This window comes from Acinetobacter sp. LoGeW2-3 (assembly GCF_002688565.1).
In the GTDB taxonomy this organism is placed as follows: Bacteria; Pseudomonadota; Gammaproteobacteria; order Pseudomonadales; family Moraxellaceae; genus Acinetobacter.
In genome coordinates, this window is the sequence record NZ_CP024011.1 from 349,970 (window position 1) to 373,223 (window position 23,254).

General features: G+C 44.1%; 20 protein-coding genes and 1 other RNA gene. 9 read left to right on the plus strand and 12 right to left on the minus strand.

Annotated elements, in window-relative coordinates:
* Positions 1-39: 39 nt before the first annotated feature.
* Positions 40-400: a transfer-messenger RNA gene (ssrA, locus tag BS636_RS01670) on the minus strand.
* 130 nt (positions 401-530) lie between these two features.
* Between ssrA and glpK the strand changes: the two genes are divergently transcribed.
* Positions 531-2,015, plus strand: coding sequence for a glycerol kinase GlpK (glpK, locus tag BS636_RS01675; RefSeq protein WP_099337232.1), 1,485 nt, complete (start codon positions 531-533; stop codon positions 2,013-2,015).
* A 49-nt stretch (positions 2,016-2,064) separates the two neighbouring features.
* Here glpK and BS636_RS01680 read toward each other — a convergent pair whose 3' ends face one another.
* The 3 genes from BS636_RS01680 to BS636_RS01690 all read right to left on the minus strand — a co-directional run bounded on the left by BS636_RS01680 (position 2,065) and on the right by BS636_RS01690 (position 5,483).
* A complete protein-coding gene (locus BS636_RS01680) occupies positions 2,065-3,591 on the minus strand; it encodes a DHA2 family efflux MFS transporter permease subunit (RefSeq protein ID WP_099337233.1) in 1,527 nt (508 codons plus the stop codon).
* Between the two features lie 6 nt (positions 3,592-3,597).
* The gene (locus BS636_RS01685) at positions 3,598-4,746 is read right to left on the minus strand and encodes an HlyD family efflux transporter periplasmic adaptor subunit (RefSeq protein ID WP_099337234.1); all 1,149 of its coding nucleotides are present in this window, start codon (positions 4,744-4,746) and stop codon (positions 3,598-3,600) included.
* 245 nt (positions 4,747-4,991) lie between these two features.
* Entirely contained in the window at positions 4,992-5,483 is a 492-nt protein-coding gene (locus tag BS636_RS01690; RefSeq protein ID WP_099337235.1) for a thioesterase family protein, read from the minus strand.
* 107 nt (positions 5,484-5,590) lie between these two features.
* Between BS636_RS01690 and hemB the strand changes: the two genes are divergently transcribed.
* A complete protein-coding gene (gene hemB / locus BS636_RS01695) occupies positions 5,591-6,604 on the plus strand; it encodes a porphobilinogen synthase (RefSeq protein ID WP_099337236.1) in 1,014 nt (337 codons plus the stop codon).
* An 83-nt stretch (positions 6,605-6,687) separates the two neighbouring features.
* Entirely contained in the window at positions 6,688-7,809 is a 1,122-nt protein-coding gene (gene thiO / locus BS636_RS01700; RefSeq protein ID WP_099337237.1) for a glycine oxidase ThiO, read from the plus strand.
* Here thiO and BS636_RS01705 read toward each other — a convergent pair.
* Positions 7,789-8,700 carry a TIGR01777 family oxidoreductase gene (locus BS636_RS01705; RefSeq protein WP_099337238.1) on the minus strand — a complete coding sequence of 304 codons (912 nt, stop codon included), beginning with the start codon at positions 8,698-8,700 and terminating at the stop codon, positions 7,789-7,791. The two genes, thiO and BS636_RS01705, sit on opposite strands and share 21 nt — an antisense overlap.
* A 181-nt stretch (positions 8,701-8,881) precedes the next feature.
* Positions 8,882-9,337 carry an ABZJ_00895 family protein gene (locus BS636_RS01710; RefSeq protein WP_099337239.1) on the minus strand — a complete coding sequence of 152 codons (456 nt, stop codon included), beginning with the start codon at positions 9,335-9,337 and terminating at the stop codon, positions 8,882-8,884.
* 519 nt (positions 9,338-9,856) lie between these two features.
* Between BS636_RS01710 and BS636_RS01715 the strand changes: the two genes are divergently transcribed.
* From BS636_RS01715 to BS636_RS01725, 3 genes are read left to right on the plus strand one after another with little or no spacing between them, the layout of a single operon-like run.
* Positions 9,857-11,107 (plus strand): exonuclease SbcCD subunit D, encoded by a 1,251-nt coding sequence (locus BS636_RS01715; RefSeq protein WP_099337240.1) that lies wholly within the window; start codon positions 9,857-9,859, stop codon positions 11,105-11,107.
* A gap of 9 nt (positions 11,108-11,116) precedes the next feature.
* Positions 11,117-14,722 carry an SbcC/MukB-like Walker B domain-containing protein gene (locus BS636_RS01720; protein WP_099337241.1) on the plus strand — a complete coding sequence of 1,202 codons (3,606 nt, stop codon included), beginning with the start codon at positions 11,117-11,119 and terminating at the stop codon, positions 14,720-14,722.
* A gap of 5 nt (positions 14,723-14,727) precedes the next feature.
* On the plus strand, positions 14,728-15,834 hold the full coding sequence (locus BS636_RS01725) for an acyltransferase family protein (protein ID WP_099337242.1): 1,107 nt from the start codon (positions 14,728-14,730) through the stop codon (positions 15,832-15,834).
* A gap of 34 nt (positions 15,835-15,868) precedes the next feature.
* Here the strand turns inward: BS636_RS01725 and BS636_RS01730 are convergent, their stop codons facing one another.
* Positions 15,869-16,555 carry a YggS family pyridoxal phosphate-dependent enzyme gene (locus tag BS636_RS01730; protein ID WP_099337243.1) on the minus strand — a complete coding sequence of 229 codons (687 nt, stop codon included), beginning with the start codon at positions 16,553-16,555 and terminating at the stop codon, positions 15,869-15,871.
* Positions 16,556-16,678: 123 nt separating this feature from the next.
* On the opposite strand from BS636_RS01730, the gene BS636_RS01735 reads away from it, so the two are divergent.
* Both BS636_RS01735 and BS636_RS01740 read left to right on the plus strand, forming a co-directional pair.
* Positions 16,679-17,716, plus strand: coding sequence for a type IV pilus twitching motility protein PilT (locus tag BS636_RS01735; RefSeq protein ID WP_099337244.1), 1,038 nt, complete (start codon positions 16,679-16,681; stop codon positions 17,714-17,716).
* Between the two features lie 33 nt (positions 17,717-17,749).
* Positions 17,750-18,871 (plus strand): PilT/PilU family type 4a pilus ATPase, encoded by a 1,122-nt coding sequence (locus BS636_RS01740; RefSeq protein WP_099337245.1) that lies wholly within the window; start codon positions 17,750-17,752, stop codon positions 18,869-18,871.
* Positions 18,872-18,941: 70 nt separating this feature from the next.
* On the opposite strand, the gene fur is transcribed toward BS636_RS01740, so the two are convergent.
* Positions 18,942-19,379 carry a ferric iron uptake transcriptional regulator gene (gene fur, locus BS636_RS01745; RefSeq protein WP_099337246.1) on the minus strand — a complete coding sequence of 146 codons (438 nt, stop codon included), beginning with the start codon at positions 19,377-19,379 and terminating at the stop codon, positions 18,942-18,944.
* Between the two features lie 112 nt (positions 19,380-19,491).
* Between fur and BS636_RS01750 the strand changes: the two genes are divergently transcribed.
* Positions 19,492-19,890, plus strand: coding sequence for an outer membrane protein assembly factor BamE (locus BS636_RS01750; protein ID WP_099337247.1), 399 nt, complete (start codon positions 19,492-19,494; stop codon positions 19,888-19,890).
* A gap of 109 nt (positions 19,891-19,999) precedes the next feature.
* Here BS636_RS01750 and BS636_RS01755 read toward each other — a convergent pair whose 3' ends face one another.
* The 4 genes from BS636_RS01755 to BS636_RS01770 form a co-directional block, all read right to left on the minus strand.
* Positions 20,000-20,326, minus strand: a complete 327-nt coding sequence (locus tag BS636_RS01755; RefSeq protein ID WP_099337248.1) for an RnfH family protein — start codon at positions 20,324-20,326, stop codon at positions 20,000-20,002.
* The gene (locus BS636_RS01760; RefSeq protein ID WP_099337249.1) at positions 20,326-21,405 is read right to left on the minus strand and encodes a hypothetical protein; all 1,080 of its coding nucleotides are present in this window, start codon (positions 21,403-21,405) and stop codon (positions 20,326-20,328) included. The genes BS636_RS01755 and BS636_RS01760 overlap by 1 nt, the downstream gene beginning before the upstream one ends.
* Before the next feature lie 140 nt (positions 21,406-21,545).
* The gene (locus tag BS636_RS01765) at positions 21,546-22,001 is read right to left on the minus strand and encodes a bacteriohemerythrin (RefSeq protein ID WP_099337250.1); all 456 of its coding nucleotides are present in this window, start codon (positions 21,999-22,001) and stop codon (positions 21,546-21,548) included.
* A gap of 275 nt (positions 22,002-22,276) precedes the next feature.
* On the minus strand, positions 22,277-23,125 hold the full coding sequence (locus BS636_RS01770; protein WP_099337251.1) for a class II glutamine amidotransferase: 849 nt from the start codon (positions 23,123-23,125) through the stop codon (positions 22,277-22,279).
* Positions 23,126-23,254: the final 129 nt, after the last annotated feature.

Here is a 23,254-nt window from a genome sequence, read left to right on the forward strand (position 1 = left end):
GCTTTTTTACATTCAGTCGAACATCTCTGAATTGAATTTTGGTGGAGATGGCGGGAGTTGAACCCGCGTCCGCCAACATTACGCTCGAGAATACTACATGCTTAGATATCGTCTATTAATTTAGCTCTTTGTGACCCGACGAACAGGGTACAAATCGCGATCCTTTAAGATTTAGTACGAAACCCCAAGGCTTGATTTCATACGGACTTGTGTGCGTTCGCTTCAGTCGGGACCCCTAACCACAAGTATTCAGGGATGCGGACAAGCTGCCCTTAGGCAGCTAGAGCGTAAGTTTCGTCGTTTGCGACTATTAAAATGCAAATTTGATTTACGAGAGAAAATGCGCTCTCGGCATGCATCTACGAGTTTCATCATCGGCGTCGAAGCCAAGAACATCCCCAAAGTACAGGCTCATCATAGCATAACTGGCAAAAAATACGATGCATTTTCTACACAAATACACTTTTGAATGCGCCTGATTACATAATTGCGCTAATATTTCATAATTCAAGTCAGCATTTAAAAAAATTATGAGCTATTTATTGGCACTCGATCAGGGAACGACGTCCAGCCGTGCAATCATCTTTAATGAACACGGGCAGATTCAGGCAACAGCTCAACGTGAAACCCATATCCAGACCCCACATTCCGGCTGGGTTGAGCAGGATGCACAGGAAATCTGGAGCTCGCAAATTGCAGTGGTACAACAGGCGCTTGCTACTGCCCGGATTCTGGCCAAAGATATTAAAGCGATTGGCCTGACCAATCAGCGTGAAACGACTGTGGTATGGGATTGTCGTAATGGGAAGCCTCTTGCACCAGCGATTATCTGGCAGGATCGTCGTGCAACAGACTGGTGTAATCAGCTGATACAGCAAGGCCAGATGGATCAGGTACAACAAAAAACCGGGCTACGGATTGATCCTTATTTCAGTGCTGGCAAGCTGGTCTGGTTATTGGAACATGTGGATGGCTTACGTGAACTTGCAGAACAAGGTCATGTCGCTTTTGGCACTATTGATAGCTGGCTGATCTGGAACTTGACCCAAGGGGCTGAGCATATCATCGAAGCCAGTAATGCGTCCCGTACCATGTTGATGAATCTGCATACTCAACGCTGGGATGAGGAACTACTAGACCTATTTAATATCCCTGCTTCAGTCCTGCCACGAATCATCAGTTCCGATTGTCATATTGCAGATACAGCACCGGGTTTGTTAGGAGCCACCATTCCCATTACCGGCATTCTGGGTGATCAGCAATCTGCCTTATTTGGCCAGTCTTGTTTCGAACCCGGTATGGCAAAAAATACCTATGGCACTGGTTGTTTTATGCTATTTAATACCGGCCATGACATTCAGCTCAGCCAGAATAAATTGCTTTCTACCCTCGCCTGGCAGGCACAGGAGCAGACCAGTTATGCCCTAGAAGGCAGTGTTTTTATGGCCGGTGCTGTGGTGCAATGGCTACGTGATGGGCTCGGCATCATTCAGAAAAGCGGTGATATAGAAAAGCTGGCCTGTAAAGTTGAAGATACCGACGGCGTGGTCTTAGTTCCTGCTTTTACCGGACTGGGTGCGCCACACTGGGATAGTGAAGCGCGTGCTCTGCTTTGTGGTATGTCACGTGGAACCAATAAGGCCCATATTGCCCGTGCCGCATTAGAATCGATAGCCTTTCAGGTCTCCGACGTACTGACTGCCATGCAATCCGATATTGCTCGTCCTCTAAAAGAGCTAAGGGTCGATGGTGGCGCCAGCTGTAATGATATGCTGATGCAGTTTCAGGCTGACCTCCTAAATGTTCCTGTTCTGCGCCCGAAAATGCTGGAATCTACCGCTTGGGGTGCAGCAGCGATGGCAGGTTTAAAGTCTGGGGTATTTTCTAATTTAAATGAAATTGCCCAGTCTTGGCAGCTAGATAAAGCCTTTGAACCGAAAATGCAGTCCGATGAACGTGAAGTACATTTGGCCAAATGGCAAAATGCCTTGAAACGGGCCAAATCAGATTTATAAGATCGAAAAAAACCGCTAAATAGTTAGCGGTTTTTTATTTTGGAAAATATTAATGTGATGGCATATCGCCCACACCCGCTTTTGGTCGCGGTGCCAGCCAGACGATTAAAGCAGCAAAAACAAAGACCATCGCCAGTATCAAAAACAGGTGATTGGCAGACAGCGTTAATGCTTCTTTATCCACCAGACTAGAAATATAACCCAAGGCACTGTCTGAACTCATGCCTTGTGCCATTAAGGTATTCTGGGTTTCTTGGACATTCAGTTTACCGACCAGCTCACTGCGGGCCACTTTACTATGATCATCCCAGATCGTCACTGCAATTGAAGCTCCAATCGCTCCAGCCATAGTCCGCAGGAAGTTCATTAGACCTGCTGCTGATGCCATTTCCTGAGGCTGGACTGAAGCCAATGCCATATTGGAGAGTGGAATGAAGAAGAATGGTACCGCAAAACCTTGCAGAATCTGTGGCCAAGCCAATGCCATAAAATCAGCGTCCGTAGTCCAGAATGCCCGCATCAAAGTAACTACGGCAAGCAAGATCAAACCAAAACTGGCTAGAATGCGCTGGTCGTATTTGGTTGCCATCTTCGCCACAATCGGTGACATCAACAGGCTACCAAAACCCATGGTCGCGGTTAAATAACCTGCCCAAGTGGCCGTATAACCCAGATTAATCTGCACCCACTGTGGAATCAGTACAATACTGGAAAAGAAGGCACCGAAAGCAAAGGCCAATGACAGCACAGCAAAGGTAAACCCGCGATATCGGAAGATCCGGATATCGACGATCGGATGCCGTTCGGTCAGTTCCCAAATGGTAAAGATGATTAACCCGACTATGGCAAGCACCGCCAAGGTTCCAATAAAGGAACTGCTAAACCAGTCATGTTCATGACCGAGATCTAACATTAATTGCAACGCACCAATCCACAAGATCAGTAGGAATAAACCGCCCTTATCGATCTTCAATGCATTGGTTTCAGTTTCTGCTGGCTTTAATAATTTCAATGCAGCAAGACCGCAGAACAAACCCACCGGAATATTGATGAAGAAAATCCAGTGCCAAGACAGGTTATCGCTGATGGTACCACCAAGAATTGGGCCGAGAATTGGACCGACTACGGTGGTCATCGCCCACATGCCCATGGCTTGGGATTGCTTTTCAGGTGGGAAGATGCGTAGCAATAGAGTTTGACTGAGTGGCATGATCGGGCCGCCAAACAGCCCCTGCCCGATCCGGCAAAACACCAGCATTTCCAGACTGGTGGAAATCCCGCATAGAATCGAAAAAATGGTAAAGCCGAGCAAGCAGACACCAAAGAGACGAACACTACCAAAGCGACCCGCCAGCCAGCCTGTCAAAGGTACACAGATCGCTTCTGCAACTGCATAAGACGTAATGACCCAGGTGCCTTGTGAGCTGGACACCGCCAGACTACCGGTAATATGCGGCACCGAGACATTGGCAATGGTCATGTCCAGCACAACCATGAAATTGGCTAAGGCCAGCACAAAGGCCGCCAGCATCAGCTTGCCGCCAGTCAGATTCCCATATGGAACATATTTATTCATCGGGAATTACTTCTTAAAGTGGATTTCAGCTTCCATCGACAGGCCCACACGTAGCGGATGCTCGGCCAGCTCTTTCGGATCTAGCTGGATACGGACTGGCAAACGCTGTACCACTTTAATCCAGTTCCCTGTAGCGTTCTGTGCCGGGATCAAGGCAAAGGCTGAACCTGTACCGCCAGAGAAGCCAACCACGGTGCCGTGATATTTCACTGATTTTCCATACAGGTCAGAGGTTAGTTCAGCTTTTTGACTCACACGGACGTTTTCTAGTTGGCTTTCTTTAAAGTTTGCATCAACATAGAGCTGATCTACTGGTACGACCATCATCAGCATTGTACCTGGTGCAACACGTTGACCCACCTGAATCGAACGGCGTGAAACCACCCCATCAAAAGGTGCTTTAATTACAGTACGTTCTAAGTCCAGTTCAGCTTGTTTCAGTTTGGCTTCAGCCACGAGTACATCAGGGGTCGAGTTTTCATTCGCCCCTTGAATCATGGCTTCATTCGCAGCCAGATTACTTTGTGCTGCTTTCTGGCTGGATCTTGCTTGTGCCAGACCCGCTTCAGCAGAAGCTACACCGGCTTTAGCAGTATCCAATGCACTTTGCGCTGTACTGAGTTCTTCTTTAGAAATTGCCCCAGTTGCACTGAGCTTTTCACGGCGGCTGTATTCATCTTGAGCTTTGTGTAAAGCGGCCTGAGCTTGAGCGACCTGTGCTTCAGCACTACGAATGGCATCATCACTGACACCAATCTGCGAGCTTAAAGCCCCACTATTGGCTGCGGTTTGCTTGTATTGACGTTTAGCTTTAATCAGTTCTGCCTGTGCCTGAGCCAGCGCAATTTTGGCATCACGGTCATCAATTTTGGCAAGGACATCGCCCTGTTTGACTGCTTGGGTATCATGCACCAGAACTTCAGCAACCTGACCACTGACCATCGAGGTTACAGAAGCAGTTTCTGCACCGACATAGGCATTTTCAGTACTAACTGAATTGTTCAGGAACAGTTTCCACACCAGATACAGCACCAGTGCAATCACCATGAGAATAGCAACAATCCCGAGAGCTTTTTTACGTTTGCTTTTTAATTCTTGATCAGAAGCGATGTTCGTAGATGAGTTTTCTGGCAGGGAGTCTTGTACATCTGTCATTGATTTTTCCTAAATCCAACAGACTTGGTCATGCACACACATCTATGCATTTTTTGATTTCTTGGCACAGAAGTGTGGTTTTGCTGAGAAAGTCATGATTCTATAAATTTCACGCATTCTAATCTTAAAATTTACGGAGTGAGCAGAAAAATGTAACTCTGCAGTTTCCAAAATGCATCAGGCACCGAATCTACTGAAACGGTGCCTGTATGAAAATTTTAAAGATCTAATTGAATCAGAAAAGATTAATACGCATAAGATGCTATCGCAGTTGCGATCGGTTTAGCTTCATCATTCATCAGGGTCATGCGCATGGTACATCCCTTACGCCCCAGACGCAGGGTTTCTGCACGTGCGGTAAAATATTTGCCACGACCCGGTGCTAGATAGTCCACACGCATGTCTACAGTTGCCAGACGTGAGACCTTCTTACTGGTTTCTTCCATATCTTCAGGGCTGGCTTTTTTGTACAGCTCACCCATGGCAGTGATCCCGCCAATACTATCCAGAATTGTGGCAGCCACCCCACCATGTAAAATCTGGAATGCCACATTGCCAATCAGATCCTTCTGCATTTCCACATATGCTTCAATCTGTCCATCCACCACGCGCATCTGCATACCGCAATATTGGTAGAATGGTGAACCATTAAAAGCATCACATAACTGGTTGAATAGAACGTCCTTATTCGAGCCTAAATCAATATTTCCTGTCCAACTTTTCTCTGCTACCGTCATAGTTTGCTCGAATAACCTTGATTAAATAAAAAAATGTATCCATTTGCCCTAAATGCAAATTAAGGCACTACAATACCCATAGTTTAATATTGATCAATGAGATTTTTATGACCTATACGTTCAATCGTCCCGCGTTTCCTGCAACTCGCATGCGTCGTATTCGTAAAAATGAACACCTGCGTTCAATGGTCCGTGAAACGCATCTCACGGCTGATCATCTCATTTATCCAGTATTTGTTTTACCAGGTCATAACCAGACTCAAGATGTACCAAGTATGCCAAATATTCAGCGCCTATCTGCTGATCTCTTGGTAAAAAAAGCAGAGCATTTACTTGAATTGGGTATCAGCAAATTAGCGCTGTTCCCGGTAACGCCACAAGAAGACAAAAGTCTGACCGCTGAAGCGGCGTGGCGTGAAGATGGCTTGGTACAAACCACTGTTCGTCTGCTCAAAAAAGAATTACCGGAAATGGTACTCATCACCGACGGCGCGCTAGATCCTTATACCACGCATGGTCAGGACGGCATCATTGATGAAACTGGTTATGTATTGAATGATGAAACAGTTGAATGTCTGATTAAACAAGGCTTGAGCCATGCTGAAGCTGGTGCAGATGTCTTCGCTCCAAGTGATATGATGGATGGCCGCATCGGTGCAATCCGTGAAGCATTCGAAGCCAATGGTCATATCTATACCTCGATCATGGCCTACTCTGCCAAATATGCGTCAAGCTTCTACGGCCCGTTCCGTGATGCAGTCGGTTCTTCCAGCAACCTGAAAGGTGGCAATAAATACAATTACCAGATGGATGTCGGCAACCGTGCTGAAGCCCTGCACGAAATCGCGCTAGATATTCAGGAAGGTGCAGATATGGTGATTGTTAAACCAGGTTTGCCTTATCTGGATATCGTGCGTGAAGTGAAAGATACCTTTGGTATTCCGACTTTCGTATATCAGGTTAGTGGTGAATATGCCATGCTGGCGGGCGCAATTCAGAATGGCTGGTTATCTGATAGCGTGATTCTGGAATCGCTGATGAGCTGCCGCCGTGCCGGGGCTGACGGCATCTGGACTTACTTCGCTGAAGAAGCCGCGCTAAAACTGAAAGAAATGAAATAATTCAAAATGCCTTCCTTGATTCAAGGGAGGCATTTTTTTGATTTTTGATTTTAACAAGATTGGAAAATAAGGGTTAAAACCTGATGCATATTGCCATCATCGGTGCAGGAATTAATGGACTCATGACTGCGCTGGAATTAATTGAACAGGGCTGTTCAGTGACGATTCTGGATCAGCAACAGGCAGGGAAAGCTGCCTCCTGGGCCGGTGGCGGTATTCTCTCCCCGATGTATCCGTGGCGTTATCCTCAAGCAGTCAATGACCTGGCCAAATTTGCCAAAACGTTATATCAAGACTGGAATGACAAGCTGAGTCCAACTACCGGGATCGACTTTGAAATTCATGACACTGGCATGCTGATCTTTGATGAGGCTGATTTTGATATTGGCTATCACTATGCCGAACAGCACCAGGAACCAATGCAGGAAGCGCTATATGTCGAGCAGGAACAGGTTGAGCAAATCAATCCGCAGGTTTCATCTGAATTTAAACATGCGCTGTATTTCCCTCAACTCGCCAATGTACGTAACCCTCGCCTGCTGCAATCAATTACCCGTTATTTAAAACAGCATCCACAAGTGAGCTGGCTGGAACATGCGCCAGTTCAAAAAATAAAAATTCATAATGAGCAGATTGAAGCCATTCAAACTGACCAAAATGAATGGATTGAAGCAGACCAGTTTGTGTTTAGTACTGGCGCTTGGTCGGCACAATGGTCGGAACAGTTGAAAGTAAACATCCCGGTTCGTCCGGTACAAGGTCAGATGGTACTATTTAAAACCCCAGAGCATTGGCTACCGACCATGTGTATGAATCAGGTCATGTATCTGATTCCACGTCAGGATGGTCATATCGTTTGCGGTTCCAGCATGCGTGAAGTGGGTTTTGATACCACTCCTTTAGCTGAGATTAGAGAAAAAATTCTAAATGCCTGTTTTGAGATGGTGCCGGAACTGGCAGAATTTCAAATTGTGCAGGAATGGGCAGGTTTACGTCCCGGTTCCCCTGAAGGCATTCCCTATATTGGTCAGTTACCACAGTTGAAAAATGGTTGGGCTAATTTCGGCCATTTCCGCAATGGCTTGTGTATGGCGCCCGCCTCGGCTTTATTGTTGAGACAACTGATACTAGGACAGCCGACTTTGGTTAATCCTCAAGCCTATGCACCGGATCAGTTACAGCCTTTAACTGCGCTTGTCCACTAGATCTATCAGTGCTTCCTTGATGGTCGGGAACTCAAATTTAAAACCTGCATCTTGCAGTGCTTTAGGCCGGACATACTGACCATTCAGAATCAGCTGCGACTGCTCGCCCAGCAGCCATTTCATAAAAATACCCGGCAAACAGAACAACGGTTTGCGATTCAATACCCGTGCCGCGGTCTGACTAAAATACAGCTGGCTGGTTTTTTCTGGCGCAACCACATTAAAAATATCGGGTGTGGTTTGTTCATGCATCAGGAAATCCATTACACTCAGCAAATCCTGAATATGCACCCAGGAAAATGGCTGGCGACCACTGCCAATCTTGCCAAACAGGTTCAGTTTAATCGGCATCAAAATTTGCGGTAACAAACCACCTTTTCTGCCCAGCACCACGCCAAAACGCATAATTTTAGTATTCTGATCAGTATAGGATAAAGCCAGCTGCTCCCACTGTGCACAGAGCTGCGACATAAAAATTTGCTGCGCTGCCGATTCTTCAGTACAGACCTGCTGCCATTGTTCTTCAGGATCGATGCCGTAATAACCCACTGCCGAGGTCGACAGGATACGGCGTGGAAAAATCTGATTCTTTTTTAAAAATTCATATAGTCTGCGGGTAGTGTCGAGACGACTGTTTAACAGCGTTTCCTTACGCTCATCAGTCCAACGCTGGGCACCAATATTTTCACCGGCCAGATTAATCACATAGTCAATCTGATTGCTGTGCAACTCATCAAAATCATGGATCCATTCAAAATCCTGATGCATTTCGATCCGGTGCTGTTCACGCGTCAGGCCAATTACATGGTAATCCATTCCGAGAAAGTGTTTGACCGCGTACTGGCCAATAAAACCACTCGCTCCGGTAATCAATACGACAGGCTTATGCATTGTTATTCAGTCGCTGTTTTTCTTAGGGCTCAAATATTGTACTGAACTGCACTGCCTTTGCAGTTATCAAAAGATACCATTCATTGTAACGAGATATACCAGAAGGTATATCGCCTGAAAAATCAGGTATATTTCAGGCTATTTCTGATACTAAAGTTTCAGGTTCTTATGCCTAAATTATTTATTGCTGTGTACCAAACATTTTATTGGCCATCCGCTGTGCCTGATTGCCATAAAACCAGTAAGTCAGTAGATATAAGGGAATCGCGATCAACAAGAACATGATCACCACGATGCTCATAAATTGCGGTTGCTGAAGGTACAGCATAAAATCTTGCCAGGCATTGGGATTGGCACGGGTCGCCACCAGAATTCCTATCAGTAAAAATGCCAGGTTATAGCCCCAGAAGATCAGACTGAATCCTAAAGTGATTTTTTTACGCTCGGTTTGTGTGGGTGCACGGCGATTTTGACGAAGAAACTTGAATAATACCCAGATCATGGCCACCAGATACGGCACCATGGTCAGCACTGCCCCCATTCCCATCGGCATCAACGCTGCAATCACCCCGCAAATACAGGTCATCACAAAGCAAATCAAAAAAAACCAGAGAAAATAGCGTTTTAGTGGCGCCATAGCCAACACTCACACAGAAGAATGACCTCAGTATAAAAAAAAATGATTTTTTTTTCATTGTATTGTCAACCGATCCTCAAAAGCTGACGTTATATAGGGTACAAGGTCACCAAATTTGTACCGGCATCCACAAATCTGTTTGATCTTTGCTAAAGCAATAAGACTCGTGTGCTAGCAGAAAGTTTTGAATAGCAGCCAAAACTTTTTAAACAGTACGCTTTGACCGACGATTTCACCATCACTCGAATCGTCGGTCTTTATTTTTTGGGGTTATAATTTTTTATCCCGTATAGATCCAGTTTAAAGCTATACAAAAACAATAAATTAAATTGTCTTATCTTCGCCAAATATAAGATCGTCATAAAACCCGATACTGGTTTTCTCAGATCGAGCTCACTATACTGATATTTTTCATCCAGACCAAAACCAAAACTCCAGCTTCTGGAGTAAGATTTTCGCTGGTTTTAATCCATGCTTTTACCCAGTTCGGGTGTTTAAACTTTTATAGGTTCAGGGGACATGGCAGTTCATTTTCTACATACATCAGACTGGCATTTAGGACAGTTCTTCCATAATCATGATCGTGAATTTGAACATAGCCAATTTCTGAGCTGGCTGCTGGAACAGATCAAACAAAAACAGCCAAATGCCCTGCTGATTGCGGGCGATATTTTTGACGTCATCAATCCAGCCTCAAGCGCCCAAAAACAGCTTTATCAGTTTTTAACCAGTGCCCATGCACTGGCACCGCATATGCAGACCCTGATGATTGCCGGCAACCATGATTCTGGTTATCGCATCGAACAGGTTGAACCTTTTCTTGCCAAATTCAACGCACGTGCAGTCGGTGTCATCAGTCGTAAGGAAAATAATCAGCTGGATCTGGATCGTCTTCTAGTACCCATTTATGGCACTGAACAGAAGATTGTGGCCTGGTGCCTGGCTTTGCCTTATCTGCGTAGTGCCGAGATTACCGGACTGAATGAACGTACCAGTAGTAATCAAAGTGCGATTGCTTATTTGCATCAGCAACTGATTGCCGAAGCGCGTGCGCGTCAACAACCGGGTCAAGCACTGATTTTGATGTCACATGCGCATATGCAAGGTGGGGAAACTTCCGATTCAGAACGTCCGATCGTAGTGGGACATGAAGAGGCTTTATCGACAGCGCTGTTTGAAGATGGTATTGATTATGTCGCGTTGGGTCATTTGCATAAACCGCAAAAAGTCGGTCAGGAACATATCCGTTATAGCGGCTCCCCGATTCCACTATCTTTTAGTGAATTGAATTATAAACATCAGGTAGTCGATGTCCGGATTGATCCGACCCAACCGGATGAACAACGCTTTCAATACGAGCCTCTAATTATTCCACGTACTGTGGATTTGCTCCGAATTCGTGCTGATCTAAATGACCTGATTGATGAAGTCAAAGCCTTGCCGAGTGGTGAAATTGCACAGCTTTTTGCACGTCATTTCCTGGAAATTGAATACACCACCACAGCTCCACCACCGGTGGATCTTAGACAGCAAATTGAACAGGCTCTGCCACCAAATCGTTACCGTTTGCTACGCATTTCCCGGATTTATCAGCAGGTAGCTGACTCCAGCATGCAGATTTCTAAAATTGATCTGGCTCCACCTACGCCGGAGTCTTTGTTCAGTAACCTTTGGGAAAAGTTGGGTTATGACCCAGATGACTCGGTAAAACGTGATTTCCTGCAACTGTTGCATGAAGCCCAGCAAGATATTGATGTGCAGCAGCCATAAGGAATTGCCATGAAAATTTTACGTTTGAGTTTAAATAATCTGGCTTCCCTGGCTGGCACCCATGATATCCGCTTTGATGATAGTCCGCTGGCACATGCTGGCCTGATTGCCATTACCGGCAAAACAGGTGCAGGTAAATCTACCCTGCTGGATGCTATGTGTCTGGCACTCTATAATGAAATTCCCCGTTTAAAAGGTGCTACAGGCAGTCTGAAAGATACAGGTGGACAGGATGTGTCCATTAAAGACTCTAAAAACATTTTACGTCGTGGCACCACGACTGGTTTTAGTGAACTGGAATTTATTGCACTGGATAGCAAACGCTATCTTGCTCGCTGGGAAATCCGCCGTGCTCGCAATAAAATTGATGGCAATTTAAAGGTCGACCGCTATATCAAGTGTCTGGATGATGACACTACGCTCACGCAAAAAATATCCGAAGTTACGCCGCTGATTGAAAAACTGATTGGACTCAGCTTTGAGCAATTTACCCGAGCAGTATTGCTCGCTCAGTCTGAAGTTGGGGCTTTCTTAAAAGCCAAAGATAACGAACGTGCTGATTTGCTGGAGTATTTAACTAATTCACAAATTTTTAGTGTGGTCAGTCAAAAAGCGGCACAAAAATTCAGTGAAGTAAAAAATAAACGCAGTGATCTAGAAAAGCTGATTGGATATATTGAAATTCTGTCTGAAGAAGATATTAGCGCTTTACAACAGCAACAGACGGCGCTCTCTTTACAGCTACAGAATCTGCAGCAATCTGAAAAACTGCTGGAAAATGAGAAAAAATGGCATCTGGATCGACATAAGCTCTATGCCGAAGTGCATGCCAAAAAAGAAGTGTATGATGTCCAGTTAGATGCCATAAATAAATCAGCAGGACAGCAACAATTACTGGAACAGTTAGATGAGTTTCAGTCTATCCGGGATCAGTTTGTTCAACGTGCCCGTTTAGAACTTCAAAAAGTCCAGATTCAGCAGCAACAAACACAATTCAGTCTTGAGTTTGAAACACTCAAAAAAAGCTTTACTGAAGAAGAGTCAAAACTCACGGCTTTACAGCAACAGCAGCAAAAATTTCAGCTGCATTTGGAGCAAATTAAGCCGCATCTGGAAGCAGGCTTAAAACTGGATCATGACATAAATACAGTATCTGAACAGTATAAAAAACTGCATCATGAGCAGAGCCAGTTTCAAACCACTCGCCTGCAACCTCTAGAACAACAGCTGGCACAACAGCAATTGGCATTGAATCATACTCAGGCCAAACAGCAACAGATCGTACAGCAGCTAGTTCAATCAGAATTTCTAAGTGTTTTTGATCAGGAACCGCAAAGCACTTTGCAACGGATACGGGATTATCTAAGTCAGTATCAACAATTGCAGCAGCAAAATCCTGAAAGCCTGAACCAGCCTTTGCCTGAACTGGAAAAAACCGTTGCCGAATTAAATGCTAAGCTCAATCATTGGTTTCAACAGTATCAAAGTCTTGAACAGTTAGATCAACAACTGAAATCTGTTCAGCAGACACGCCAACAGCAGCATACTGAACAACTGCAGCTAGATGTGCTAACGCAACGCTTGCAACAGACTTTGCAGCAATCTCAAGAGTCAGAGCAGCTACAAACCTCTGTGCGCACCCAGCAACAACAGCTAAAATTGCTGCAAGATACTGAACAGAATTTGCAGCAACAGATTCAATCTGAACAGCATGCGTATGAACAGCTAGAAAAAATTTTAGCCCAGCAACGTTTATTACATACGCAAAGCGTTCAGGAATTACGTGCCCAATTAAAATCTGATGAACCATGTATGGTGTGTGGCAGTCATACGCATCCCTTTGCTCAAGATCAGCATGAGTTGCTGGAACAAAGCCTGCATCAGCTACAAGAACAGCAATTACAACAAACTAAGCAACAACTCGATCAACTGCTTCAAACCCAACAACAGAAACGTATTGAAATATCTAAACTGCAGACTGTGATTGAACAACAGCAACAGCGTATGCAAACGCTGCAGCAACGAACCCAACAGCAATATGATGAATGTACAACTCAACTTGCAAATCTGGGAGTCATTACTGAGCGTGAAAATGACCTAGTTCATTTAACCCATCTGTTAGCAGAACACAGCGATAAGATCGTGAAGCAGATTGAACAGCTGCAACAACAAGAACAACAGTTACAACAACAGTTACAGCAATGGCGTCAGCAACAACAACATTTGCATCAATTGCAATTAGCTTTGCAACAACGCACACAACTGGCCCAGCTTATTCAGCCAGTGATCAATGGATTACCTGAGAATTACGCGTCGCAGAATCCAATGACATGGTTAGCTACCCTGCAGCAACAATTACAACAGCGCATGCAGCATTTGGACACGCAAAAGCAATTAGCATCGGAAATACAGCCACAACAACAAGTAGTTGATAGAACCCAATATCAGTTACAAGGTGAACAGCAGAAATTTGCTGAACTCAATCAGTCTCTGGAACAACTCATTCAGCAAGGTAAGGACCTGCGCCAGCAACTAGCTGAACTGACTGAACAATATGCCGGAAAAGTTTATCGGGTCGCCGCAGAATGGCAGGCTACACTAGATCAGCAAGCTAAAACCTTGCAACAGCAACTGGAAGTTCAGCGACAACAAACGACTCAGGCAGAAAAACAGCTGCATCAAGGCAACTTAAAGCTGCAGGATTTTATGACGCAGCTACAACAGATTAACCATCAACTTGAGCAATACCAGCAGAATATTCAGGCCTGGCAGTGTTCGCATCCACAGGTTACGTCAGCACAGATTGAACAATGGTTGAGTATCAATCTCGCCAACCATCAACGTATCCGCCAAGATTTAGCTAATCAAAAACAGGCCTTAGAAAATGCCAAAACGGCATGGCAGTTACTTGAAGAACAATATCAGGCACATTTAAAACTGCAGCCTGAGCATGCGTTTGAGGATATTGAGCAAAAACTTGTTGCACTAACGCAAGAAAAAATAGCGCAACAAGAAGCACTCAATGAAACCGATGCCAAACTACGCATGAATACCAATAACCAGAGTACCTATGCCAAATATCAGCATCAGATTGAGCAGATTAAGGCGGAGGAATATCGTTGGGGTCGGATCTATGACCTGATTGGCCATAAAGAAGGTACCAAATTCCAGAAAATTGCCCAAGAACATCATCTGGATATTCTTGTCGAATACGCCAACCAGCAGCTTCAGCCTTTAGCTCCACGTTATCAGCTTCATCGAATTCCGAACAGTCTGAGTCTGGCAATTATTGACCTGGATATGAACAGTGAAGTTCGACCAGTGCTTTCCCTTTCTGGTGGAGAAACCTTTCTAGTTTCATTAGCTTTAGCACTTGCGATTGCGAATATGGCTTCCGGTTCTATGAAACTGGAATCGCTATTTATTGATGAAGGCTTTGGCACGCTTGATCCCGCATCCTTACACATGGTGATGAATGCACTGGACCATCTGCAAAGCCAAGGTCGTAAAGTGGTGTTGATTTCGCATGTACAGGAAATGCATGAACGGATACCGGTACAGATCCAGGTCAAACCGGTCGGCTCTGGTGCCAGCACCATCCAGATTATAGGTTAGCGTTTATGAATACGACTTCACGCAGACTTTCAGCTGAATTCAGCTTACAACTAGAAAGCTTGCGTGGAGTGAGTGCCATTGTGGTGCTGTTCAGCCACTGCTTTCAGGCATTTATCGCTCCTTTTGATTTAACTTTATATTCCTGGGTGCGTCTGCTCGGTCAGGCTGCAGTGATGATGTTTTTTGCTTTAAGCGGTTTTTTGATCGGGACATCTGTACAGAATAATATCCAGCAAAATAGCCAGTTTAATTTGCCTCATTATGTTCAGCAGCGCTGTCGAAGAATTTTGCCACCTTTCCTGTTTGCTCTAGTCCTCACTTTGCTCTTATATATTTTGGCTCCTTATTTTTTTAGCTCACATAGTCATCAATTTGAAAACAGTTTCAGCATGATGATACGGACAGCTTACAGCCTTGAGTGGGACAATTTTTTAGGCTCACTATTTTTCTTAAATGGCTTTGTGACCGACACCCTGTCTGCCAATGCTCCGCTATGGAGTTTAAGTTATGAAGTCTGGTTTTATGTGCTGGCAGGCTTTCTACCTTTTTTAAGAAATTCACGCATTGCTCAAGCCATTTTTATCCTGATTTTAGTAATGCTATCTGCACTCAATCCAAGGTTTCTGATTTATTTTCTGCTCTGGTTGACCGCATTTTCTAGTTCATTTCAGCAGGTTCAGCAATATCTATTAAATTATTTGAGTTCACTTAAATCCGCTTTTTTTAGTCTGGCTTTGTTGATTGCCTGTATAGATGCATATACCTTCCATATTATTGAAAATACCAGTATTTACAGTGGTAGCTATTTTTTACCTTTTAATGTCTGTATCGGGTTGGGCTTGATCTGCTGGCTGATTCAGCTGCAACATCAACATAGCCATTATCATCCTGTCTGGGTTCAATCAGCTGGTTTTTCCTATACTCTCTATGTGACCCATTTCCCTCTATTGTTGTTTATTCTAGGCTGCTTTCCACAAAGCCGCGCTTATGGTCTAGGTGGTGCAGTTTTGAGCCTACTTGCCACGATGCTGGTTTTAATTGTATTGGCCTGGCAGATGGTAAAATGCCTTGAACCACAAAAGAGAAAAGCGTTATCCAACTCAATACTATAACGCTTTTCTTAAAAACTCTGAAGATACAGATCTATTAGTCCTTTTTAGGACGTGTTCCAAAGAGAGCCGTACCGACACGGACCATGGTTGAACCCGCTGCAATCGCTTCATTCATATCGCCTGACATGCCCATACTTAAAGTGTCCCAGTCTTCAGGTTTGGCATGTTGAGTTTTAACTTTTTCAAACAAAGCTTTGGCATCGGCAAAAGCTGCCGTATTATTTGGTGCCGGAATCACCATCAAACCACGTAAACGCATTTTTGGTAGTTTACTGATTTGCGCCACCAGATCTGCAACTTCCTCAGGCTGACATCCATCTTTGGTATCTTGCTCATCGATATTGACCTGCAAACAAATGTTTAAAGGTGCTTGATCATCTTCACGCTGATTGGATAGACGCTCAGCAATGATCAGACGATCCACGCCATGAACCCAGTCAAATTTTTCTGCCAGATGCTTGGTCTTGTTGCGCTGTACATGACCAATGAAATGCCATTCAATTTCCAGATCCTGCAACTTTTCAATTTTATCCAAGGCTTCCTGCAGATAGTTTTCACCGAAACTGCGTTGCCCAGCTGCATACATTTCCGCCAACATTTCTGCTGGATGCGTCTTTGAAACAGCCAGCAGCTGCACGGTCTGTTCATCACGACCAGCTTGCTGGCATGCAGTGTGGATTTGGGCCAATACCTGATCTCGTGCGAGTTGCAACATATTCATTGACGGAGTTCTCATTTCGTTCAAATTTTTTTCCCTTGCTCAACAACTAAGTGTTGGTTAAGCTGTGGGAAAGCCTTATTATTCTATCAAAATAAATAACATTTAAATGACTCTGGGGACTTTATGGACATTACAGAATTATTAGCATTTTCTGCTAAAAATGGCGCATCGGATTTACACTTGTCTGCGGGGATGCCACCACTGATTCGTGTTGATGGTGAAGTTCGTCGTATTAACCTGCCTGCATTGGAACACAAAGAAGTACATAAGCTGGTTTACGATATCATGAACGATAAACAGCGCCGTGACTATGAAGAAAATCTAGAAACTGACTTTTCCTTTGAAGTTCCTGGCGTGGCCCGTTTCCGTGTGAACGCATTTAACCAAAACCGCGGTGCTGGTGCCGTATTTCGTACTATTCCATCTAAAGTATTGACCATTGAAGATCTCGGTATGGGCCAGATCTTTAAAGACATCTGTGAATACCCTCGTGGTCTGGTACTGGTCACAGGTCCAACTGGTTCTGGTAAATCAACGACTCTGGCTGCGATGCTGGACTATATCAATGATAACCGTTATGACCACATCCTGACGGTCGAAGACCCAATCGAATTTGTACATCAATCAAAAAAATGTCTGATCAACCAGCGTGAAGTGCATCGTGACACACACGGATTTAATGAAGCATTACGTTCTGCATTACGTGAAGACCCGGATATTATTCTAGTGGGTGAGATGCGTGACCTTGAAACCATCCGTCTGGCATTGACCGCCGCAGAAACCGGTCACTTGGTATTCGGTACCTTGCATACCACCTCAGCTGCGAAAACCATTGACCGTGTGATCGACGTATTCCCGGCAGAAGAAAAAGACATGGTTCGTGCCATGCTATCTGAATCACTCCAAGCTGTAGTTTCACAAACCCTGCTGAAGAAAAATGGCGGTGGTCGTGTGGCTGCACATGAAATCATGATTGGAATTCCTGCAATCCGTAACCTGATCCGTGAAAACAAAGTTGCTCAGATGTACTCTGCAATTCAAACTGGTGCCAACTATGGTATGACCACACTGGATCAAAGCCTAAAAACACTGGTATCAAAAGGCGTTATCAGCCCTCAAATTGCGCGTACTGCAGCTAAACAGCCTGAATCTTTCCTATAAAAAATATGTTTTTGATTTTCTCGGGGGCGAAGTATGGATTTTAACGGCTTACTCGACTATATGGTGGCGCAAAAGGCATCGGATCTGTTTATTACTGCAGATGTCGAGCCGTCAATTAAAGTGAATGGCTCGATTGTGCCGATTGGATCAGTCAAATTGCCTGGTCCAGCAGTGGGTCAGATTCTGCATTCAATTATGAGTGAGAAACAGCGTAAGGAATTTGCGGATACACGTGAGTGTAACTTTGCGATTACCAATACCAGCAAATCGGCACGTTTCCGTGTCAGCGCTTTCCAACAGCGTGACCAGCCAGGTATGGTGTTGCGTCGTATTGAAACCGTCATTCCAACCATGGATGATCTGAAGTTACCACCGATTCTAAAAGAACTGGCGATGACCAAGCGCGGGATTATTATCTTCGTAGGTGCAACTGGTACTGGTAAATCGACGTCCCTTGCCTCTTTGATTGGCTATCGTAATGAAAATTCCAAAGGCCATATCATTACCATTGAAGACCCGATTGAATTCGTGCACCAGCATAAAGGCTGTATCATTACCCAGCGTGAAGTCGGTATCGATACCGATTCCTTTGAAATCGCCCTAAAAAATACCCTGCGTCAGGCACCGGATGTGATTCTAATTGGTGAGATTCGTTCCCGTGAAACCATGGATTATGCCATTGCCTTCGCGGAAACCGGTCACTTGGTATTTGCGACTCTGCACGCCAACAACGCCAACCAGGCGATTGACCGGATTATTCACTTCTTCGAAGCAGATCGTCATAGCCAGCTGTTTATGGACTTGTCTTTAAACTTGAAAGCAATGGTGGCGCAACAGCTGATCCCGACTATTGATGGAACAGGTCGTCGTGCAGCAATTGAGATTCTAATTAACTCACCTTTAATTTCAGATCTGATCCGTAAAGGTGATGTGCATGAAATCAAAGACCTGATGAAGCGTTCCCGTGAACTGGGTATGCAGACCTTTGACCAAGCGCTATATGACCTGTATAAGGCTAAGCAGATCAGCTATAAAGATGCACTGAAACATGCCGATTCTCCGAACGATCTACGTCTACAAATTAAGCTTTCCGAAGAAGGTGGTGCACATCTGATGAACGTGGGCAGCAATATTACCTTTGATGGACAATCTTAAAATTTAATATTAATTTTCAAATAAAAAAGGCTTCAAATGAAGCCTTTTTTATATCTAAGTAAACTTAATATTATTTTTTACGGTAAGCTTCCTGACATTCAGGTGTATCGCAGTAACCATACAGATTTAGTGAGTGACCGGTTAATTCAAAGCCAAATTTTTTCGCTACTTCGTGCTGTTCATGTTCAATCACATCATTGCTAAATTCAACAACTTTGTTGCAGTTTTGACATACCAGGTGATCGTGGTGATCGTCCTGCATAATTTCAAATACAGAATGATTATTTTCAAAGTGGTGACGCTGAATAATGCCTGCTGCTTCAAACTGTGTTAACACACGATATACAGTTGCAAGACCCACATCTTCCCCTTGATCGAGTAAAGTCTTATAGATATCTTCCGCGCTTAAATGATGCTGGCGTGAGTTTTCTAATAGTTCTAATATTTTAATTCGAGGCAGGGTAACTTTTAGTCCAGCTTTGCGTAAATCTTGATTTGAAATAGGCATGTAAAAAGGTCTCTCAACAAAATTAAAGTTGGAATATGCAACAAAGTTTAGATGCAGTATGATCTATCCTTGGATCAAATGCATCATAATTAATTTGGGATAGTGTAGCAAAATGCAAAAAATCATGTTGACGTTATTCGTCACTTCATTGCTCGTCGGCTGTTCGACCTTAGGTGTGTATAAAGTTGATATTCCACAAGGAACACCTTTAACTCAAGCACAAGCCTCTAAAATCCAGGTGGGAATGAGCCACCAACAAGTCCGTTTCCTGCTTGGCAGCCCAACAGTGACAGATCCACTAAATCCATTACGCTGGGACTACATCTACAATTATACCCCAGGAACCTATGCTAAAAAAGCCAACATTCCTGCTGCACGTGGTCAGCATTTAAAAATCTTCTTTAATCCAAATGGAATTGTGGAACGCATTGAAGGTCTGGAAACCATTCCTGAGTCACAACCCGGTTTACCTGGTTCAAAAGAAGCGATTCTGACAGCGCCACCACTATAATCGCTTTCACATGAAAAAACCCCTATATTGCTAGGGGTTTTTCTAATTAACTGCATAGGTTTATCAAATTATCGGCATTTTGCCGATGTCATGATGCATTTGATCCGCCTCAGGATTGCCACAACTTGGACCGGTTACCTTTAATATAACGACCTACTGGATTTTGCTCCGCACGTTTACGGCGGATATCCTTAGGGTTGATAGTCAGCGCACGGTATATTTCTAGACGGTCCCCAGCATTTAAAGGCTGTGCATGATTCTGCAGACGTACGCCAAAGATGCCCAGATTCAACGGCTCAGGCAATTCCACCTGATCGCGGATACCGCTTGCAGCAATCGCATCCAGTGCCGTCATGCCCTGCTGAAATGGCACTGCAATATGAAACTGTTGTTCAGGGGTAGCATAAGCCACCCAAATCAACGCTGACTGATTCATCAGAACCACTGCCCTAACACTGCAACAATTGCCACAATGATCGATACCGGTAACACCACACGTACCGCAATACGCCAGATGTTATAGAAGGCTTCAGAACTGAAATTCATAGATTTACGTAGATGGCTGATCTTCATGATCCAACCCGCAAATAAGGCATAAATCAGGCTGATGACCAAGCCCCATAGAATCAGCAGGTTATCGAAGATCGGGGTTACATTTGGAATTAACCAGACCAGTGTAGCAACCGCTACAACCGTCCATTGAATTACTACATTTATCTGACGTTGTTGCAGCTGCTCACGTGCCATTTGTAACATCAGTGCAGCTGCAGCCACAATTGCAGCAACTAAGGTAAATGCAGGTACTTCAGCTTTTACCGCAAAGAAACCAAAAGCAATCACTGCAACCAGTTGTGCAATCCAGATCGGCAATACTGTCTTGGTTGCTACATCCTGCTGTTTCACTGTAGTCAGACTAGACTGCCAATACAAGCCCATGCCTAGACCACTGGCAACTAGTGCCAGTACTGTGGCATTGCCCCATTCAGAGAATTGCACTGGAGTCACTTGCCATTCTGGCAATGCTGTCCCCATCACATTGGCAAGAACCAAAGATGCAATTACACCAACCGCAGTAATACCCACTAGAACCAGACGTGGGATTAAAGACAGTAACAACGCCACAATCACCAATCCTGCCAGAATCACTGGTTGTTGCACTTCGATATTGGCAATCGACACCACATTCGAAGCATGATTCAGCATGGCACCGGCAAGGAATGGAATAAATACCACTGCCAACCAGCCGACAATACGCCAGCGCTGTGAGCTGTCTGCCTCACGGGTCAGGCTCGACAATGCCTGTAGTGCAGTGGTCTTAGAACGCTTCGCCAGCGCAATTTCCAGATAACAGACTGGAAGCGCCAGGATCAGCATAGTCGCTAACCACAACATCCAGAAATCAAGCTGACGATCAATCTGAATACCCGTTATTGGTGCGAGGGTCGCAATAATAAGAAAGGATAAACAAAAAGCCATCAGAGGCGATAACCATTTTGACATAGCATTGTCCTGCATGATGCATTCCTATAAAAATCTAGCGCTATTTTGCCTTGCATAGCGGTGAAAATCAAAAACAAAAAGCAAACCACCCGAAGATGATTTGCTGCGCAAAATTATCGTTAGACTTTATTTTTTGTTATCAGGAATAAATGACTTTATGAGAAGAAACGAGCGAACCAGTTCTTACCCTTTTTCTTTTCTTTTTCTTTGATCAGACCGATCATGTTTTCTTTCACGGCACCGACATAGTCCGCGTCATCGTGCTGAATATGGTTGATCAACCATTTAGATAGTACTTCATGCAGTTCAGCTTCAATGGAATGGCCCATTTCAAAACGGTCACGATAAGATTCAATCTTTTTAATAAACAGATCATGCACACGTTTATGTGGAACACGGTATTTATAACCCGCTTCTTCTTGAAGTGATTCTTCAAAAGTGAAATGCGATTGTGTGTAATCGATAATATTTTCTAGAATTTGCTTAATACGCGCACGATTTGTATTGACATCAATTTCTTCGATTTCATTAATATAATCGAGAATTCGTTTATGCTGATCGTCAATCACATCGATGCCAGTATTGTATTCTGGAACCCATTTCATCTTCATTACGACCACCTATAAATATTGAGGATTTATCACATAAATCAAAGCATATAGAGTATTGATTTAAATAAAAATAAAGCGAATTAGTCGGCTTTCGCTATAAAATTGTATTTTTTCTGTTAAGTATTTGTTTTACAAATTTTAATTTAATTTATTCTGAGCAAAAAGATCAGATATTAATTAACCAATAAGAGCTATAAACTATTATTAAATTTTATTTTTTGCAAGATTATTAAACAAAAAGGCAGTGTTTTCATCCCGCCTTTTTACTATTTCAATCAGTACTGATCTGCTCGTGTCACCCGTTTCAGTGAAGGATCCAGACGTTCCCGCTCTAAACGCTCAACATGAGTCAACTGAGAGCGTACTTTGGCTCCATGCTGGAACAGAATCATTTCACCTGGCTGGAATGCAGTCCATTCTTCATTTTGAGTCAATGGTTCTGTGGTAATCACAGCTACACGATCCTCAGGTGTGGTCACCTGACTAAAATCAACCTCAACCTCGATATCAATCAATTGAGCAGGCTTAAACGGATATTCACGCACCAGCCAGTGCAGTTTGGTAATCGCATAGGTAAACAGTGCCTGACCATTAGACAGACAGAAATTAAATGTGCCATGCTCGGCAATCGATGGTGAAATTTCAGTTAAAAGATCAAAAACCTGATCCATTTTTGGCTCATGATAACCAAAACGCTTTACCAACTGATCTAGCAAATAACAGAAAGCACGCTCACTGTCGGTATTGCCGACTGGCGTGAAACGGCCTGAAAGTTCCGGGAAGAAATCATGCAGGTCACCATTATGTGCGAAGATCCACTGACGGCCCCACAGCTCACGGCTAAAGGGATGAGAATTTTCCAGATTGATCTTGCCCTGTGTCGCTTTACGGATATGCGCGATCACATTACGTGATTTGATGGGGTAGTTACGAATCAGCTCAGCAATCGGTGATTCAACCGCAGACTGATTATCGACGAACAAGCGACAAGCTTTGTCTTCAAAAAACGCTATACCAAAACCATCAGAATGATCTGAGGTAATCCCTGCGCGCTGTGAAAAGCCTCGAAATGAAAAAGTAATATCCGTTGGTGTCGCACAATTCATTCCAAGCAGCTGGCACATAATCTTCATTCAGGTATCTGGGTATGTATAAAGTTATTGTGCATGAGTCCCTAAGGCTTTTCAAATCTTGATCCATGCAATCCTATGCGCTAAAAATGCTAAGTAAGAAGTTTTTATGCTGTATTTTGA